We start from the raw sequence: 16150 nt of genomic DNA on the forward strand, positions 1-16150 counted from the left end.
ATGCCGGCCTCATGGACGCATTCAAGGCCGCCGCCTGACTGTCGGCGGTTAGAACATTATTTCGCTGCACGCGACGCGTCATCGCGCCGCCTTGCGCGAGGCGTCGGGCCGATCCACCTTTGACGGACGAGAGCGGTTCCGAACGGAAAAACCGCCGCGCACCTTCCTCAAACTGCCGATGAGACCCGTCTTGGACAAGCGTGCCAACCCCGCCCCCGGCTTTCAGCGCAATCCCGACAAGGTGATAACGATCGAGCCTTATCGCGGCGCCGTCACGGTCAGCGCCGGCGACGTCGTCATCGCCAGGTCAACCCGGGCCAGGCTCTTGTCGGAACCGCCCTACCCAGCGGTTTTTTACATCCCGTTCGACGATATCGATCTCAGCAAGCTCGCCAGGACCGAGCATTCGACGCATTGTCCCTACAAGGGCAACGCGAGCTATTGGAGCGTGCTGCCGGCCGGCGACAGCGGCAGGGACGCGATGTGGGCCTATGAGCAGCCTTTCGACGAAGTGGTCGAGATCCGCGATCACGGCGCGTTCTATACGGGCAAGGTGACGGTCGAGACTAAGCCGGAGTGATAGACTGCGGCGGAAAGCATCGCGGATCTCCGAGGTCGCTGAGCCTCCCAGCCGTCGTCATCAACCTCCGCCACGGATCAATCCGTGGTGCCGTCGTTGCCGACGTCGTCGGCGTCGTCCAGCCGAACGAAGGTCAGGCCCTTCTGCTTCAGGGCGAGCAGGCCCTGGACGACACCCTCGCCCGCGGCATGGGTCGGTTGGTTGATGTGAGCGATGATGACGTCGCCATCCTTGGCAGCGGCGATGCGCCGGGCGGTTTCCTTGGCGCCGAGCAGTGAGCCGCCGTCGCCATTGACGGAAAAGCCCGCGACCTTGAAGCCCAGCTTGCGGATCATGGCGATCGCCGACGGGCTGTATTCGGCGGTGGCGCCGCGAAACCATTTCGGCGGCGGGCCGCCGGCGCTCGCAAGCGCCGCGGCACCCGACTCGACCTCGGCCTGAACGGCATCAGGACTGCCGGCACTGCTGATGCCGTAGATCTTGCGGGGCGTGTCGACCGCCGGGATGTGGCGGCCACCGTGGTTTTCCAGTTCGAACAGATCAGGATGCGCGCGCATGATCCCGACAGCGGCGGCGTTGCGCTTCAGCCAGATGCCGGTGACGAAGATAGTCGCGGGAACTTTGTTTTCTACCAGGGCCGAAAGAATGCGCGTATCGGTCTTCCCGCCGCAGGCGTCCAGCGTGAGCGCGACACGGCCACCGCCGCCTTGCGGCGTCAGATGCAACGTCGGTTCGACCAGCGTCCCGGCATTGCCAGCCGAGAGCACGACAAGCGATAGCGCGATCGCGCAAAGAGATTTTTGAAGCAAACCCGTCATTCCCATGCCCGGCCCGTCAAGCCGCTCAACCGCAAGATGTCGTCAACAAGACGCGCATCTAGGCGAAAATCGGAACGGTTCGCATCCGAAAAGCCACCGCGCGACAATTTGCATGGAGAGTAGCTGTAAAAGCTCAACACGCCTTTAGCAGACTTGAGCTAGACCGCCTGCTCAAGCGCCACGTCGGTACGCGCCAAAAGTTCGCGCACCGCCTCGACCACGGAATCCACTTCAAGGCGCCAGACACAGCATGCCTTGCTCGAATCGGTCCGACGGCACAGGTCGCCGCCGACGCAATCGCAGGGCATGGAGGGGCGCAACGAGATGCTGGGGACCCCGACCGGGCCCCATCGAACCGGATTGGTCCGGCCGAACAGACCAACGACCGGAGTGCCGGCTGCGGCCGCCATATGCATCGGGCCACTCTCATTGCCGAGGAATAACCTGGCCTCCTTGAGCAGCGCCAGCAACGTTTCGAGCGAGAGCGTGCCGACCAGATTGACGACCGGCGTTTTCGCTGCCGCCACGATCTTGTCCGCCGCCTCGTGCTCATCAGGGCCGCCGATCAGCACAGCGTCCAGGCCAGTTTCGGACGATATCCGTTCGATCGCGGCCGCAAAGCGCTCCGGCTGCCAGCGACGCCCGATGAAGCTCGCCCCCGCATGCACCGCCACGAAGGCATTTGGCCGCAAATGATGCTTGCTCAGCAAGGCGAGCGCTTGCGTCGTTTCGAAGGGCAGCGGACGGATAGCCGGTGCCCTGACGCGCAGGTCGACGCCGAGCACCTCGAGCGGCGACAAATAGCGGAAGAGATAATGTTTTTCGCCGAATCCGTACGGCTTCATCCTGACATTGGCAGGCTGGCGCTCAAGCCAGCGCAGAGGTCGCTCCGTCGGATAGTGGCCGACACGAATCGGGGCACGGACCAATCCGGACACCAGCCGCGAAGTCTTGGAATCGGTGATGTCGATGACCATGTCGTAGCGGTGCCGCCGCAAAGTTCGCACAACCCGGACAAGCTCGCGCCCGCGCTGGAGCGGCGTGCCGCGCATGCCGGCACGGCTGAACGAAACGACCTCCGCTGCGATGCCATGCGCTGTTAGAAATCCAGCAAACCTGGCATCGCACAGGAACACGACCTTCACACCTGGATATTCGAGCTGAAGGTTCTTCGCCAAGGCAGAGGCAAGCACGATGTCGCCTATGAACTTGGTCTGCATGATCAGGATCGATCGGAAAGAGGTGGGGGAAATCTGCAACATCTGTTTCACGCCCCGAGTAATTCGGAACCAGAAACTGCCCAGGAACGATGTCGAGATTGAGAACCAGCGCGCGCACGTTCGCGTGAGTTTCCATACGAAATCGTAAGATGGAGCGCGCCGTTCAGGCGCGCTTGGCTCTTCCCTTCGCGGCCTCCACGGCCGCCTGGGCCGCAGCCAGCCGGGCAATCGGTACACGGTAAGGCGAGCATGACACATAGTCGAGGCCGACCTCTTCGCAGAAGCGGATCGAGGCCGGGTCGCCGCCATGCTCGCCGCAAATGCCGAGCTTGATGTCGGGTCGTGTTCCCTTGCCCTTTTCCGCCGCAATCCGCACCAGTTCGCCGACACCGTCGATGTCCAGCGAAACGAACGGATCCTGTTCGATGATACCTTTCTGCCGGTAGGTTTCAAGGAAGGAGGCCGCATCGTCGCGCGAGATGCCGAAAGTCGTCTGGGTCAGATCGTTGGTGCCGAAGGAGAAGAACTCGGCCGCTTCGGCAATGACATGGGCGCGGATGGCTGCGCGCGGCAGCTCGATCATGGTGCCGGTAAGATAGTCGATCTTGGTGCCGGTCTCCTGCATGACGCTTTGCGCGACGGCATCGATGCGCGCCTTGACGTATTGCAGCTCCTTCACGAGGCCGACCAGCGGCACCATGATTTCGGGCACCACCAGCGCGCCGGCCTTGTGGCCGGCCTGAACCGCCGCCTCGAAAATGGCGCGTGCCTGCATCTCGGCGATCTCGGGATAGGAGACCGCCAGACGGCAGCCGCGATGCCCGAGCATCGGATTGAACTCATGCAGCGCCTCGGTACGCTGCCTGAGCTTGTCCGCCGGCACATTCATGGCGGTCGCGACCTCGGCGAGCTCGGCGTCGGTCTTGGGCAGGAATTCGTGCAACGGCGGGTCCAGCAGGCGGATCGTCACCGGCAAGCCCGCCATGATCTCGAACAGCTCGAGGAAATCCGAACGCTGCATCGGCAGAAGCTTGTCGAGCGCCGAGCGCCTGTCCTTCTCGGTGTCGGCCAGGATCGTCTCGCGCATGGCGATAATGCGGTCACCTTCGAAGAACATGTGCTCGGTGCGGCAAAGGCCAATGCCTTCGGCGCCGAAGGAGCGCGCCATGCGCGCGTCGAGCGGCGTCTCGGCATTGGTGCGCACCTTCATGCGGCGCGCGGCATCGGCCCATTCCATGATGGCGGCGAAGTCACCGGACAGCTCCGGCTGCAGCATGGCGACGGCGCCCTTCAGCACCTGGCCGTTGCCGCCGTCGATGGTGATGATGTCACCCTTGCGGAAGGTCTGGCCCATCGAGATCAGCGTGCCGGCCTTGTAGTCGACTCGCAGCGAGCCGGCGCCCGAGACGCAGGGCTTGCCCATGCCGCGCGCCACCACGGCGGCATGACTGGTCATGCCGCCGCGCGTGGTGAGGATGCCTTCGGCGGCATGCATGCCGTGGATGTCCTCCGGGCTGGTCTCGACGCGCACGAGAATGACCTTGCGGCCTTGCGCCTTGGCATCCTCGGCCTCACCGGAGGAGAAGACGATCTCGCCGGTGGCCGCGCCCGGCGAGGCCGGCAGGCCGACGCCGATGACGTCGCGCGCCGCCTTGGGATCGATGGTCGGATGCAGGAGCTGGTCGAGCGAGGCCGGATCGATGCGGGCAACCGCCTCCTCTTTCGTGATCAGCCCGTCTTTCGCCATCTCGACGGCAATCCTGAGCGCCGCCTTGGCGGTACGCTTGCCGGAGCGGGTCTGCAGCATCCACAATTTGCCGCGCTCGATGGTGAATTCGAGGTCCTGCATGTCGCGGTAATGCTTCTCCAGCCGGTCGGAAATATCGACGAAGGACTGGAAAGCTTCCGGCATCAGTTTCTGCAGCGAGGGCTTGTCAGAGCCCGCAGCGATGCGCGCGGCCTCGGTTATGTTCTGCGGCGTGCGGATGCCGGCCACCACGTCCTCGCCCTGCGCATTGACCAGGAATTCGCCATAGAGCTGCTTTTCGCCGGTCGAGGGATTGCGGGTGAAGGCAACGCCGGTGGCGGAGGTGTCGCCCATATTGCCGAACACCATGGCCTGGACGTTGACCGCCGTGCCCCAGCTTTCCGGGATGTCGTGCAGGCGACGGTAGGTGATGGCGCGGTTGTTCATCCAGCTCGAAAACACGGCGCCGATGGCGCCCCAGAGCTGCTCGCGCGGGTCCTGCGGGAACGGCTTGCCGAGCTCCTCCTCGACCTTGGCCTTGTAGAGCGCGATCACACCCTGCCATTCGATGGCCGTCAGCTCGGTGTCGAGCTCATGGCCGAGGCTCGCCTTCTGGTCCTCGAGAATTTCCTCGAAAACCTCGTGATCGAGGCCCATGACGACGTCGGAATACATCTGGATGAAGCGGCGGTAACTGTCATAGGCAAAGCGGGCATCGCCGGAATCGGCGGCAAGCGCCTCGACCGTCTCGTCGTTGAGGCCGAGATTGAGCACGGTATCCATCATGCCTGGCATCGAAGCGCGGGCGCCGGAGCGCACCGAGACCAGAAGCAGCTTCGACGGATCGCCGAAATTGCGGCCGGTGAGCCTGCCGATATGGTCGAGCGCCGCAAGGACATCCGCTTCAAGCGATGTCGGATAGGTGCGGCCGTTGGCGTAATAGGCATTGCAGACTTCAGTGGTGATGGTGAAGCCCGGCGGCACCGGCAGGCCGAGGCTGCACATCTCGGCAAGGTTGGCGCCCTTGCCGCCGAGCAGGTTGCGATCACCGGCTCGGCCTTCAGCGGCACCGTCGCCGAAGGTGTAAACCCACTTGGTCATGAATGCCCTCCAGGTCCCTTGGAAGATAGACAACACCCGGGCCAAGGCCCCGGTCCCCGCCCTTCCGATCCGAGCGATAAGATGCTGCATTGCGAAAGGCAAGCGCCGGCAAAGCAAGCGCCGCGACTACAATCGATTAAGCAAAAGCTGCGTCAAAAAGACTTGCCGGTGTGAGTTGCGCGAGATAGAACACAACAAGAACAAAGTGGAGTAGCGCGATGAAACTCGAGGGAAAACTCGACTATCTGGAACTTCCGGCCACCGGCGGCACGCTGGACAGCGTCAAATCCTTCTACAGCGCGGCGTTTTCCTGGTCTTTCACCGATTACGGGCCAACTTACTCCGCTTTTGCCGAGGGGCTCGACGGCGGCTTCCAGGCCGATGCGGGCGAAGCGCCCGCCAGACCGCTGCCCGTGCTCTATTCCGAAAACCTGGAGGAGACGCTGGAGGCCGTTGAGAATGCCGGAGGCAGCATCATCAAGCCGATCTTTTCCTTCCCAGGCGGCAGGCGGTTCCACTTCACCGACCCGGCCGGCAACGAGTTGGCCGTGTGGGGCGAATAGCCGGCAATTCCGGTCGCCGGATCGATCTCCCTTCCAGATTACGCCCGAACGCGGCGGCAATCCGCCGGCGCAGACATGCGGCAAGATTACTTTGGATGTCAGCGGTCCAAGCATTGAGCTTTCGACCGGCTCGTCCTATAAGGCCGCGCGCAGCGGGCACCGCCCGGCTGCTGGGGCGTCGCCAAGTGGTAAGGCATCGGTTTTTGGTACCGACATTCCCAGGTTCGAATCCTGGCGCCCCAGCCAACCATTTTTTATCTTTTATTCAATGATTTAGCTAAATCGATCAGGTCTTCGTCTAGGGCACTCGGCTAGGGCCTTGGATTGCGTGGACCGGCAGCAAGAATCTGGCGTCCGGAACTGGACTTAAGAGAAGCGGCGCCGTTTAGGACCGCTTCGAATTCACGATAGCATGTGCAGTATGGTGCCAAGGGCCGTAGCCCCTGTTGGCCGCTTTTCGCGATCGAGAGCACGCGGACCATTGTTCACGGTAGCTCAGTCAGCCGGGCTGCGAGGAAAAAGCGCGGCCGATTGACATACCGCTTAGAATTCCAATACCTATAGTATTTAGACGCCCAGTGCTGAATACCGGCGGGAGGAGCCAATGGCCGAAAACACGACAGCTGATCCTTCCACGCCTGCCCAGCTTCGCCTCGCGGGCGGAGCGCAGGGATTCAATTGGCTTCCGGTCTTCCTTGCAGACGAGTTGGGATTATTCGGCAAGCACGGCATTGCCATCGAATACAAGCGCTTCGGCAGCGTCGACAAGGCAACGGGAGCTGTCCTTGAGGGTTAGGCCGACCTTGCGATTACGCCGCCAGAAGGAGCAGTCGCGGACTTCGTGAACGGTGGAGAACTGCGCATTGTTGCGGCCAATGCAGTGCGGCTGCCGATGTCTCTCGTGGCGCGGCCAGAAATCGCCACCCTGGCGGACCTTCGAGGAAAGAGGATCGGCACGTCCTCGCTCACCGAGGGTACTGCGATTTACACGCAGATTGTGCTGGCTTCCCAAGGACTGCACTACCCCGCCGACTACGAATTCGTGCTTGCGGGTATTCATACCAAACGGTGGGAGGCGCTGCAGGCCGGGCAAGTCGACTGTGCTCCCCAGCCCGCGCCGTGGAACTTCCTGGCCGAGGACCAAGGCTACAAGCTGATCGGCGAGGTCAATGAGTTCATACCCGAGATCCTCTTCACCGCGGTCATCGGCCGATCATCGTGGCTGCAAGCCAATCGAGATGTGGTCATACGCTTCATCAACGCCCTGATTAAGGCCCATGCGATCACCAATGAACCGGCGCGGCAGGACGTAACATTGCCGATCTTCCAACGCATCACCACGCCGGAAAGCTCCACCCTGGCCAATCGTGCTCTAGGATACATGCGTGACATGGGCATGTGGCCGGACAAGCTGGCCGTGCCGGCAAACGCGTTGCGCACGACGATCGACCTGATGATCCGCGCGCATTTGCTCGATGAGGCCCTTCGGAGCCAAGCGCTGCACGCCTTCGATGCTTCTTACCTGGACGCCGCGTGCACCACTGTCGGCTGAACCCATCCTGCCGTGCACCAAAGCAATCCCGCAACTGACCCCTCACCTTCGCTTGCCCTTGGAGGTCGACGACCCTAAGTTGCTTGCTCAGATACGCTGGGTATCCCGATACGTTCATTGGATGATCAAAGATGGCGCGACTGACCCGTGAACAAAGCCAAGCCTTGACGCGCGAAAAGCTTTTGGCTTCGGCCAGCGAGATGGTGGCCCGAGACGGCTATTCCGGCGCATCGATCGAGCGGATCGCAGAGGAGGCCGGCTTCTCGAAGGGGGCCTTCTACTCCAATTTCACGAACAAGGAAGACATCTTCCTGCAACTGCTGGAGCGCAACGCCGGCGGAGATGTGGTCGAACTGACCGAAAGGCTTCGCAGCGTTGACGAGCCGAAGGATGTCATCGAATCCATTTGCGAATGGGCCAACCAACGCGCCAAGGACAAGCGCTGGGGAACGCTGGCCATCGACCTGCTGCGCATCGCGCGCCGCGACAACACGCTGGAGGATCGGCACCTGCGCCTGTTCAGGGACCAGTGGGAAGGGCTGGGCAGGCTGTTGTCGGAGAAGCTGTTTCCGTATGGGGATGCGGAACCCCGGCCACTCTATGTCGGCGGTATCGTCCTCGAACTCGTCTATGGCGGCATGTCGAGTTTTATGGACGACAGGGCGCCCGGCGAAATGGTGCGGGTCGCGCTGACGTCGATGCACGAGGCTCATCTTTTTAGGCATAAGAACGGAAAGGCCGTGCGCAAGCGGACTGCAGCGTCCTGACGCGAACTATGCCACGCCACGTTGGAAGGCCGACCGATTCTCCTTCGTGGACGTCGGGTGCCTATTCGTAGAGAAGTCCCTTCAAGCGCAGCCGTTCGCGCATTGAGTTGACGTCTAGGCTGAGCTTGCCTGCAGCGTAGAGGCGACGTTTGTCTTCCTCGGCCGCCTCCCGCTCTCGTGCCGTTCTCGCAACCAACTCGGCATTGGCACGGGGCACCACGCAGACGCCATCATCATCGGCGACGATCACGTCGCCAGGGCAGATGCGGGCACCGGCGCAGATGATCGGAACCTGGCAATCGCACGGCGTCTCCTTTACCGTTCCCTGAGCGAAGATCGCCTTCGACCAGACCGGGAACTTCATCGCTCGCAAAGCAGCCACATCGCGCACGCCGGCATCGATCACGAGGCCTCGGATGCCGAGCGCCATCGCCGATTCAGCCAGAAGGTCGCCGAAAAATCCGTCTTCGCATGGAGAGATCGGAGTCACGACGAGCACATCGCCCGGCCGCGCCTGCTCCAATGCAACATGAATGGTCCAGTTGTCGCCCGGCGCCACCTCGCAGGTAAGCGCATTGCCGCCGATCCTGGCGCCGTCATAGATGGGACGCAGCCGCGAGGCCAGCAGCCCCTTGCGTCCCTGGGCCTCGTGAACGGTTGCCACCCCCAGCGCGCCCAGTGCGTCGCACACTTCGATCGGCGTACGTTCGGTGTTTGTCACGACTTTTGCCATTGATATCTCCAGAGATTCGTGCCGGCCGGACCTCGCTAGCGACCCTGTCGCTTGAGCCTCTCGTCCAGCCGCGGGTAGACTTTGCGCGCATTGCCCTCGAACACCGCCGCGCGGTCGGCTTCGTCGAGGCCCAAAGCATCGATGTAACGGCGCGTGTCGTCGAAGTTGAAGCCGGTCAGCGGGTCAACCGCCTTGACCGCGCCCAGCAGTTCCGAGCCGAAGAGGATGTGGTCCGGACCGATCACGCGAAACAGCGTGTCGATCCCCGCCTGATGGTAGACGCAGGTGTCGAAATAGACGTTGCGCATCAGGTGCGTGGCGAGATCCGGCTTTTCCATCATGATTGCCAGCCCGCGATAGCGGCCCCAGTGATAGGGAACCGCGCCGCCGCCGTGGGGAATGATTAGCTTGAGGTCTGGGAAAGCGCGAAACAGGTCGCCCTGGATCAGCTGCATGAACACCGTGGTGTCGGCATTGATGTAGTGCGCACCGGTGGTGTGCAGGCAGTCCGAGCACGCGCCCGAGACATGGATCATGGCCGGCACCTGGAGCTCGACCATCCTCTCGAAGAGCGGATACCAGTAGCGGTCATAGATTGGCGGCGCGGACCAGAAGCCGCCGGACGGATCGGGGTTGAGATTGCAGCCGACGAAGCCGAGCTCGTCCACACAGCGCTCGAGTTCAGCCAGCACAGGAGCGAGGTCACCGCTCATCGACTGCGGCAACTGGCAGACACCGGCAAAGTTCAGCGGGAACAGGTCCACGATGCGCGCAATGAGATCATTGGAGACACGGGACCATTCGGCATTCAGCGCAGCGCTGCCGACATGATGACCCATGCCCGAGGCCCGGGGCGACAAAATTGTCACGTCCGAGCCGCGCTCCTGCTGAAGACGAAGCTGGTTTTCTTCGACGGTCGCGCGAAGCGTCTCGTCGCTTATGGCGGGATAGACCGGACCTGCGTCGCGCTGGCCCTCGGCAAACGCCACCTGGGCCTTGCGATAGGCATGATGCGCCGGGGGCTCGGTGGTGTAGTGACCGTGGCAGTCGATTATCATGGCATTCTCCAACCGCAGCTCAGGGCTCCAGCACATAGTTGGTGAAGCCACCGTCGCCCGAGGCTACGCCGTTGATCGCCTCATTGATCTGGTCCAGCGGATAGGTGCGGGCTTCCAGCACGGACAGGTCGACCGCGCCAGACCGGACCAGCTCCGCTATCTCGATGCCCTCCGCGGTGCTGAGCCAGGCCGAACCGGTGAGCACCATCGAATTGTCCATCCACCATTTGGTGTTGAACAGCATGTCGGCGCCCGTACCGCCGATGTTGACGATGGTGCCGCCGCGTTTGACGCCCATCATCGCGTCCCTCATGGCGTTGACGTCGGCCACCGCGCCAAGGCTGTCGAGCATGAGATCCGCGCCAGAGTGGTGCTTGGAGCGCACCCAGTCCGCGACCTTGCCGTCCAGGCTGGAAAAAATCTCGATCCGGTTCGGCGCGAGGCGCTTCAGCTTTTCCAGCAATGGCTTTCCGCGCGCGACCGCATAGATGGTGGAAATCCCCATGGCGAGCGCGAACATGGTGGCGCCGACACCCAGCGTCCCGGTCGCGCCGTTGATGATCAGCGACTTGCCCGCAAGGTTGCCCAGCTTCTTGAGCGCCGAATAGGACGTGCCGAGATAGCCCATGCGGGCGGCCTGCGGAAACGTCATATTGTCGGGTATCTTGACGATGGCGCTCTGGGGCGCGCGTATGAATTGAGCGAAGCCGCCGCCGGGATAGCGCTTGTAGATTTCCAGGCTGTTGCGATTGAACCCGAAATATCCGGCGAAGGTGAAGTAGTCGCACTTCATCTGGTTGCCGCTGGCGCAGGCGTGGCAGGCACCGCACGAACGCAACGGATTGACGTAGACACGGTCTCCGGGCTTCAAGGCAACGACCTGCTCGCCCACTTCGTGCACGATGCCGGCGGGGTCAAGGCCAAACGTCGCCGGCTTGGGAGGCAGCGGCTGGTGAGGATACCAGTTCTCCCAGTTGTTCAGCACGTTGGCGAGGTTCGGGACCATACCGCAGGCTTTGACCTCGACCACGACATCTGTTCCGCACGCTCGAGGCTTGGCGATCTCCTCGATCCGCATTGGTTCGTTTACCGCATGCAGCCGCGCGGCGCGCATCATCACTGTCACGATGTTCCTCCTCAAATACCGCCAACCGGATCGAGTTGACATTCCGATTGGACTGTGGATACCGTACAGTATCTGGATTGGGAGACGCAAGACCCGATTTTGCGGTGCCGGTACCAACCATCGCTGCTGCCCTCGGGCCTACGCTCGATTTCGCAGGGTGGCTGGCGGCCAAAACCGGGCCCGCTCACAACGACTGCAGCCGTCACGCTGCTGGGGAGGAGACGTACAATGCCGTTCGAGTTGCAGCCTCAGGACTGCCTGAGGATCCTATGTGGAGTCTGGTTCCTGCCGCATCTGATCGGGAAGGTCAGGAACTTCGATAAGGCGCCGGTTACATTTGAGAAGGCCGGTCTGAAGCCTGGCAAGGCATTCCTTGCCCTGACAATCGTCCTCGAGGTGCTTGCCGCGCTCGGCATGATTTTCAACGTCTATTCGAAAGCAGCAACCGGTTGCGCGATCGTCGTGCTGCTCGGAGCAGCCTACGCAGTGGTGAAGATCAACGGCGCCAAATGGCGCTGGCAGCAGATGGGACCGGAATTCCCGCTTTTTTGGGCGCTCGCTTGCCTCATCTCGGCACTGTGACTTTGAACATCTACCTGGGAGGTTTGATATGCAGGTTCGGCGCGTCGTCACTGGCAGGGACAACGCCGGTAAGTCAGTGGTCGTCAGTGACGGCCCCTCCCCTGGGGAAATGGTCCTGCGCCACACGCCAGGTTTCGTATCGTCGCCCCAGTGGAAAATCGAGGGGGCGCCAGAGCTGGGGAGCATCGACAACAAGGACCCCATGGAGACAACCGGCACCATGGTCATGCCGGCAGGCGGATCATCGTTCTGGATCATTACTTTCCCTCCGGACAGCGTCTACATGTCATCGGAATGGAACCCCGCGATGGCCGGTCCCGAACTCATCGAGGCATCACCTGGCATTGCCGAGCGGATGGAGCCGGACAGCCCTGGCATGCACCAGACCCCGACCGTCGACTACGTGACGGTGGTCAAGGGCAGACTGATCCTGGAACTCGATGACGGCAGGACTGTCGAGCTAAATGCCGGCGACACCGTAGTCCAGCAGGGCACTCGTCACGCATGGCGCAATCCAGGCGACCAGCCGGCGACGATCTCCGTGATCATGCTCGGCGCCACTGTCTGACGCGGCGGTTACCATCCCAGAGACCACACCAGCCTCGGCTGGGCTTCGGACCGCTCAGATCGTTGCCGCCACGTCGGCGAGGATCTGGCGCGTCCACGCATGCAGGCCCGAATAGTGAGAACGCTCGGTCCAATACATGTCGATCTGGATCAGCACCTCGAGAGGGAAAGGTTTTAACGTCAACTTGTCCGAAAGCCGGCGGGCCAGGCGATAGGGAATGGTCGCGACCAGCTCCGTGCCCCGGATCAATGCTTCAAGATTGTCGTGGCTCGGCACGATCACGCTCGGCGTAATCCTGACGTCGATTGCCCGAAGCGCCGCGAAGTACAACGCCTCCCACTGGCCATTGTGGGTCACGGCGATATGCCGCGTCTGCCGGTAGCGATCCATCGTCAGTTCGCCGGCCGCAAGCGGATGGCTGGAATCCATGATGCAAGCGTAGCGGTCGGTGAAGAGTTTACGCCGGTAGTAGATATCGCCGAAAATCGCCACCGGGCCGAGCACGATATCGCAAATGTTTTCCTTGAGCTGCTGCTTGCCGTGCACGGCGGATTCAAAAATGTTGACCGCGATCTGGGGCGCCTGCTGCTGGACCTGGCGCACGAAGGCCGGCATCAGGAACATACGCTCGTGATGGTTACAGGAGATCGTCACGCTGCCCGTGGACGTAGCGGGATCAAAACCTTGAAGAGAGGACAACGCCTGCATGCGCTCGAGGACATCGCGCGCTTCCTGGGCGAGTTGACGGCATTTGTCGGTCGACAGGATCGAGTTGCCCTGCCGAACGAACATCGGGTCGTTGAAGGCCTTTCGAAGCCGCTTGATCGAATAGCTGATCGTCGACTGGTTGACGCCGAGGCGCTCCGACGCCTCTGAAAAGGACCGGCAGTCGTTGACCATGACCAATGCCTGCAAAGCACTCAGGTCGATCTGGGCAAGTTCCTCCGACAGCATGGCGCCTACTCTCTATGCAAAATTTCGATCACCTGTATCGAACCTATTGGGTTGTTAGATGTCCTGCAAGGGCTTAGCCGGAAAGGAGCTGCACAGGAGGATTGAAAATGGCTGCTAATCTCGAACAGAAGATCGCTGACGCTGGAAGCGCCCAAACCATGCTCTGGGAATCGCAGAGCCCGCCGATCGTCAGCACGCCGGTGACGCCGGAATTCACCAACTGGCGCGACGAACAGCTCGCTTGGCGCAGCAACGCCGTGCTCTATGACCAGTCGCACCATCTCGCCGACCTGAACATCCGCGGCAAGGATGCGCTGAAGCTCATCCGCGACACGGCGATCAACAGCGTTGAATACTTTCCCGTCAACGCCGCGAAGCAGTATGTAGCGGTCAACGACGAGGGCCAGCTCATCGGCGACAACATCCTGTTCCGCTATGAGGAAGACGAATTCCAGGCGGTGGGCATTCCGCCGACGATCAACTGGCTTCAGTATCATGCCGAGACCGGCGGTTACGACGTCGAGCTCGTGCGGGACAATCCGTCCTATGCCCGCAAGGGAAATCCGCTGTGCTACCGCTACGAGATCCAGGGACCTGGCGCGTTCAACGTGATCCGGGAACTCATCGGCGGCGAGCCGCCGGATGTGAAGTTCTTCCACGGCACCCGCTTCACGATCGCCGGCAAGATGGTCCGCGCGCTTCGCCACGGCATGGCGGGCGAACCAGGCTTCGAGTTCGTCGGGCCCTGGGCCGATCATGAGGTCGTTCGGGCCGCTCTGCTCGAGGCGGGCAAAAAGCACAACATGATTCAGGTCGGCGGCCGGGCTTACCTGACCAACTCGCTCGAGTCCGGATGGCTTCCGCGCCCGTTGCCGGCGTTGTACTCGGGCAAGAGCACGGCGGGCTTCCGCAAGTGGCTTGGCGCGGACGAGATCGATGCCAATGTGTCTCTAGGCGGAAGCTTCTTTTCCGAAAACATCGAGGAATATTACTTCTCGCCCTACGACGTGAGCTACGGAAAGATCGTCAAATTCGACCACGACTTCATCGGCCGCAAGGCCCTCGAGGCCCAGGTCGCCGACGGCCAGACCACGGCCAACCGCAAGGTGACGCTGCAGTGGAACGGCGACGACGTCGCCAAGGCGTGGGCCTCGATGTACCAGCCAGGTGTCGGAGCGAAGTTCATCAACCTTCCGATCGCCCACTACGCGACCTATCACTACGACCGGGTCGAGGCGCCAAACGGAAGCTTGGCCGGGCGTTCGCTTCATACCGGATACTCGGCCAACTACCGTTCGATGATGTCGATCGCGGTCGTGGATGCGGCAGTGGCAGAGCCTGGCACCGAACTGGTGGTGGTCTGGGGTGAGCCCAAGCCATCCTCCAAGGTGCAGGTTGAAGACCACGTGCAGTTCAAGATCCGCGCCACCGTCCACCCGGCGCCGATCGACGCGCACGCACGCACCAGCTATCGCAAGAACGCCTAAGCCGCACGCCTGAACCGAGGGCGGCATCACGGCCGCCCTCCCCTCACGGCAACCGCACCCGACGACAACAGACTGGCGGGACCTCCTGCCGGTGTCGCCTTGCGACGCGAGAAACCGCCTTGCCCTTCAGCTCGGCCGTCAACCCGGAGACCGGGTATGGAAAAGTCCTATCTGCTTACGCTCCAATGCAAGAACCGGCCGGGCATCGTCGCCGGCGTGGCGAGCCGTTTGGCAGCACATGGCGCCAACATCACCGCGGCCCAGCAATTCGACGACTCCGAGACGGATCGGTTCTTCATGAGGGTAGCGTTCGATTTGCCTTCGCCCCTCGATGATCTCGCCGGGCGTTTTTCCGAGGAGGTCAACCGCTTCGGCCTGCAATGGACATTGCGGCCCCAGAACCTGCCCCGCAAGATTCTGCTGCTTGTCTCGAAATTCGACCACTGCCTGGTAGACCTGCTTTACCGCCAACGACTGGGCGAGTTGCCCATGCAGGTTGTCGCCATCGTCTCCAACCATCCGCGAGAAGGTCTCAACCTCGCCTCCGACGACGCCATTCCCTTCCACCACTTCCCGATCAGCCATGAGACCAAGGCCGCCCAGGAGGCGAAGATCAAGCGCGTGATAGAAGATAGCGGCGCCGAGCTTATCGTGCTGGCCCGCTATATGCAGATCCTATCCGACGACTTCTCAGCCTATCTCTCCGGCCGCTGCATCAACATCCACCATTCTTTCCTGCCGGGGTTCAAGGGCGCCAAGCCCTATCACCAGGCGCATGAGCGCGGCGTGAAGATGATCGGAGCAACGGCGCACTACGTCACCGAAGACTTGGACGAGGGTCCGATCATCGCCCAGGACGTCGAACATGTGACCCATGCCGACACGCCCGAGGACCTCGTTCGCAAGGGTCGGGACATCGAACGCCGCGTGCTGGCCCGCGCGGTCGCCTTCCACCTTCAGGATCGGGTCTTGCTCAATGGACGCAAGACCGTCGTCTTCGCCTAACAACGGAGCCACGCGCATGGAAAAAGCTGCTATCCGCCCATCCTCTATCGACGCCTCGATCGAGATGGCGCCAAGCCAGGTGATCGACTCCCCTGACCTGCCGGGCCTTTTCCCGTCGGGGGTCCGGGTCTACATCACCGATATCGGCCTGGCGGACACGCCGACTCTGGTCAAGGCAGCGCGTCGCGGCGCGGACCTTGGCTACACCGCGGTTCCCCATATGGCCGCTCGCCGACTGACCACGCGCCAAGCGCTGGAAACGCGGGTGAAGGCTTTGGCTGAGGAAGCG

The 16150-nt window shown here is 62.1% G+C and carries 16 protein-coding genes, 1 tRNA gene and 1 pseudogene; 11 read left to right on the forward strand and 7 right to left on the reverse strand.

Annotated features, from left to right (window positions below; all coding sequences use genetic code 11):
• Positions 1–190: 190 nt before the first annotated feature.
• The gene (locus tag EOA60_RS02000) at positions 191–580 is read left to right on the forward strand and encodes a DUF427 domain-containing protein (RefSeq protein ID WP_095823771.1); all 390 of its coding nucleotides are present in this window, start codon (positions 191–193) and stop codon (positions 578–580) included.
• A gap of 77 nt (positions 581–657) precedes the next feature.
• Here the strand turns inward: EOA60_RS02000 and EOA60_RS02005 are convergent, their stop codons facing one another.
• The 3 genes from EOA60_RS02005 to ppdK form a co-directional block, all read right to left on the reverse strand.
• Positions 658–1404 (reverse strand): polysaccharide deacetylase family protein, encoded by a 747-nt coding sequence (locus EOA60_RS02005; protein ID WP_179293608.1) that lies wholly within the window; start codon positions 1402–1404, stop codon positions 658–660.
• A 152-nt stretch (positions 1405–1556) separates the two neighbouring features.
• Positions 1557–2618, reverse strand: a complete 1062-nt coding sequence (locus EOA60_RS02010) for a glycosyltransferase family 9 protein (RefSeq protein ID WP_245502510.1) — start codon at positions 2616–2618, stop codon at positions 1557–1559.
• Between the two features lie 163 nt (positions 2619–2781).
• Positions 2782–5466 (reverse strand): pyruvate, phosphate dikinase, encoded by a 2685-nt coding sequence (gene ppdK, locus EOA60_RS02015; RefSeq protein WP_067327900.1) that lies wholly within the window; start codon positions 5464–5466, stop codon positions 2782–2784.
• A 218-nt stretch (positions 5467–5684) separates the two neighbouring features.
• On the opposite strand from ppdK, the gene EOA60_RS02020 reads away from it, so the two are divergent.
• The 5 genes from EOA60_RS02020 (at position 5685) to EOA60_RS02035 (ending at position 8348) form a co-directional block, all read left to right on the forward strand.
• Positions 5685–6029, forward strand: a complete 345-nt coding sequence (locus tag EOA60_RS02020; RefSeq protein ID WP_066997872.1) for a VOC family protein — start codon at positions 5685–5687, stop codon at positions 6027–6029.
• 171 nt (positions 6030–6200) lie between these two features.
• A tRNA-Gln gene (locus EOA60_RS02025) sits at positions 6201–6275 on the forward strand.
• Between the two features lie 358 nt (positions 6276–6633).
• Complete coding sequence (locus EOA60_RS39810) at positions 6634–6825, forward strand: hypothetical protein (protein ID WP_348632699.1); 192 nt, start codon at positions 6634–6636, stop codon at positions 6823–6825.
• 12 nt (positions 6826–6837) lie between these two features.
• Complete coding sequence (locus EOA60_RS02030; protein ID WP_348632700.1) at positions 6838–7581, forward strand: ABC transporter substrate-binding protein; 744 nt, start codon at positions 6838–6840, stop codon at positions 7579–7581.
• Positions 7582–7712: 131 nt separating this feature from the next.
• Positions 7713–8348 carry a TetR/AcrR family transcriptional regulator gene (locus EOA60_RS02035; protein WP_066997878.1) on the forward strand — a complete coding sequence of 212 codons (636 nt, stop codon included), beginning with the start codon at positions 7713–7715 and terminating at the stop codon, positions 8346–8348.
• A 61-nt stretch (positions 8349–8409) separates the two neighbouring features.
• Here EOA60_RS02035 and EOA60_RS02040 read toward each other — a convergent pair whose 3' ends face one another.
• Genes EOA60_RS02040 through EOA60_RS02050 form a run of 3 tightly spaced genes read right to left on the reverse strand, consistent with a single transcriptional unit; the run spans position 8410 to position 11256 of the window.
• Positions 8410–9081: a 4-carboxy-4-hydroxy-2-oxoadipate aldolase/oxaloacetate decarboxylase gene (locus EOA60_RS02040; protein ID WP_095800267.1), complete on the reverse strand. Its 672-nt coding sequence runs from the start codon at positions 9079–9081 to the stop codon at positions 8410–8412.
• Positions 9082–9116: 35 nt separating this feature from the next.
• Positions 9117–10139 carry an amidohydrolase family protein gene (locus tag EOA60_RS02045; protein WP_067327893.1) on the reverse strand — a complete coding sequence of 341 codons (1023 nt, stop codon included), beginning with the start codon at positions 10137–10139 and terminating at the stop codon, positions 9117–9119.
• 19 nt (positions 10140–10158) lie between these two features.
• The gene (locus EOA60_RS02050; protein WP_164748218.1) at positions 10159–11256 is read right to left on the reverse strand and encodes an alcohol dehydrogenase catalytic domain-containing protein; all 1098 of its coding nucleotides are present in this window, start codon (positions 11254–11256) and stop codon (positions 10159–10161) included.
• Between the two features lie 237 nt (positions 11257–11493).
• Between EOA60_RS02050 and EOA60_RS02055 the strand changes: the two genes are divergently transcribed.
• On the forward strand, positions 11494–11847 hold the full coding sequence (locus EOA60_RS02055; protein WP_127335049.1) for a DoxX family membrane protein: 354 nt from the start codon (positions 11494–11496) through the stop codon (positions 11845–11847).
• Positions 11848–12049: 202 nt separating this feature from the next.
• A complete protein-coding gene (locus EOA60_RS02060; RefSeq protein ID WP_245502511.1) occupies positions 12050–12415 on the forward strand; it encodes a cupin domain-containing protein in 366 nt (121 codons plus the stop codon).
• 54 nt (positions 12416–12469) lie between these two features.
• On the opposite strand, the gene EOA60_RS02065 is transcribed toward EOA60_RS02060, so the two are convergent.
• Positions 12470–13369, reverse strand: coding sequence for a LysR family transcriptional regulator (locus EOA60_RS02065; RefSeq protein WP_095823777.1), 900 nt, complete (start codon positions 13367–13369; stop codon positions 12470–12472).
• A 107-nt stretch (positions 13370–13476) separates the two neighbouring features.
• On the opposite strand from EOA60_RS02065, the gene EOA60_RS02070 reads away from it, so the two are divergent.
• The 3 genes and pseudogenes from EOA60_RS02070 to EOA60_RS02080 form a co-directional block, all read left to right on the forward strand.
• Positions 13477–14856, forward strand: a complete 1380-nt coding sequence (locus tag EOA60_RS02070) for an aminomethyltransferase family protein (protein ID WP_127335050.1) — start codon at positions 13477–13479, stop codon at positions 14854–14856.
• 156 nt (positions 14857–15012) lie between these two features.
• Positions 15013–15861: a formyltetrahydrofolate deformylase gene (gene purU / locus EOA60_RS02075; RefSeq protein WP_095823779.1), complete on the forward strand. Its 849-nt coding sequence runs from the start codon at positions 15013–15015 to the stop codon at positions 15859–15861.
• 16 nt (positions 15862–15877) lie between these two features.
• Positions 15878–16150 (forward strand): annotated as a pseudogene (locus EOA60_RS02080) (methylenetetrahydrofolate reductase); the annotation flags it as partial.

The organism is Mesorhizobium sp. M1A.F.Ca.IN.020.06.1.1 (assembly GCF_004023265.1).
GTDB lineage: Bacteria > Pseudomonadota > Alphaproteobacteria > Rhizobiales > Rhizobiaceae > Mesorhizobium.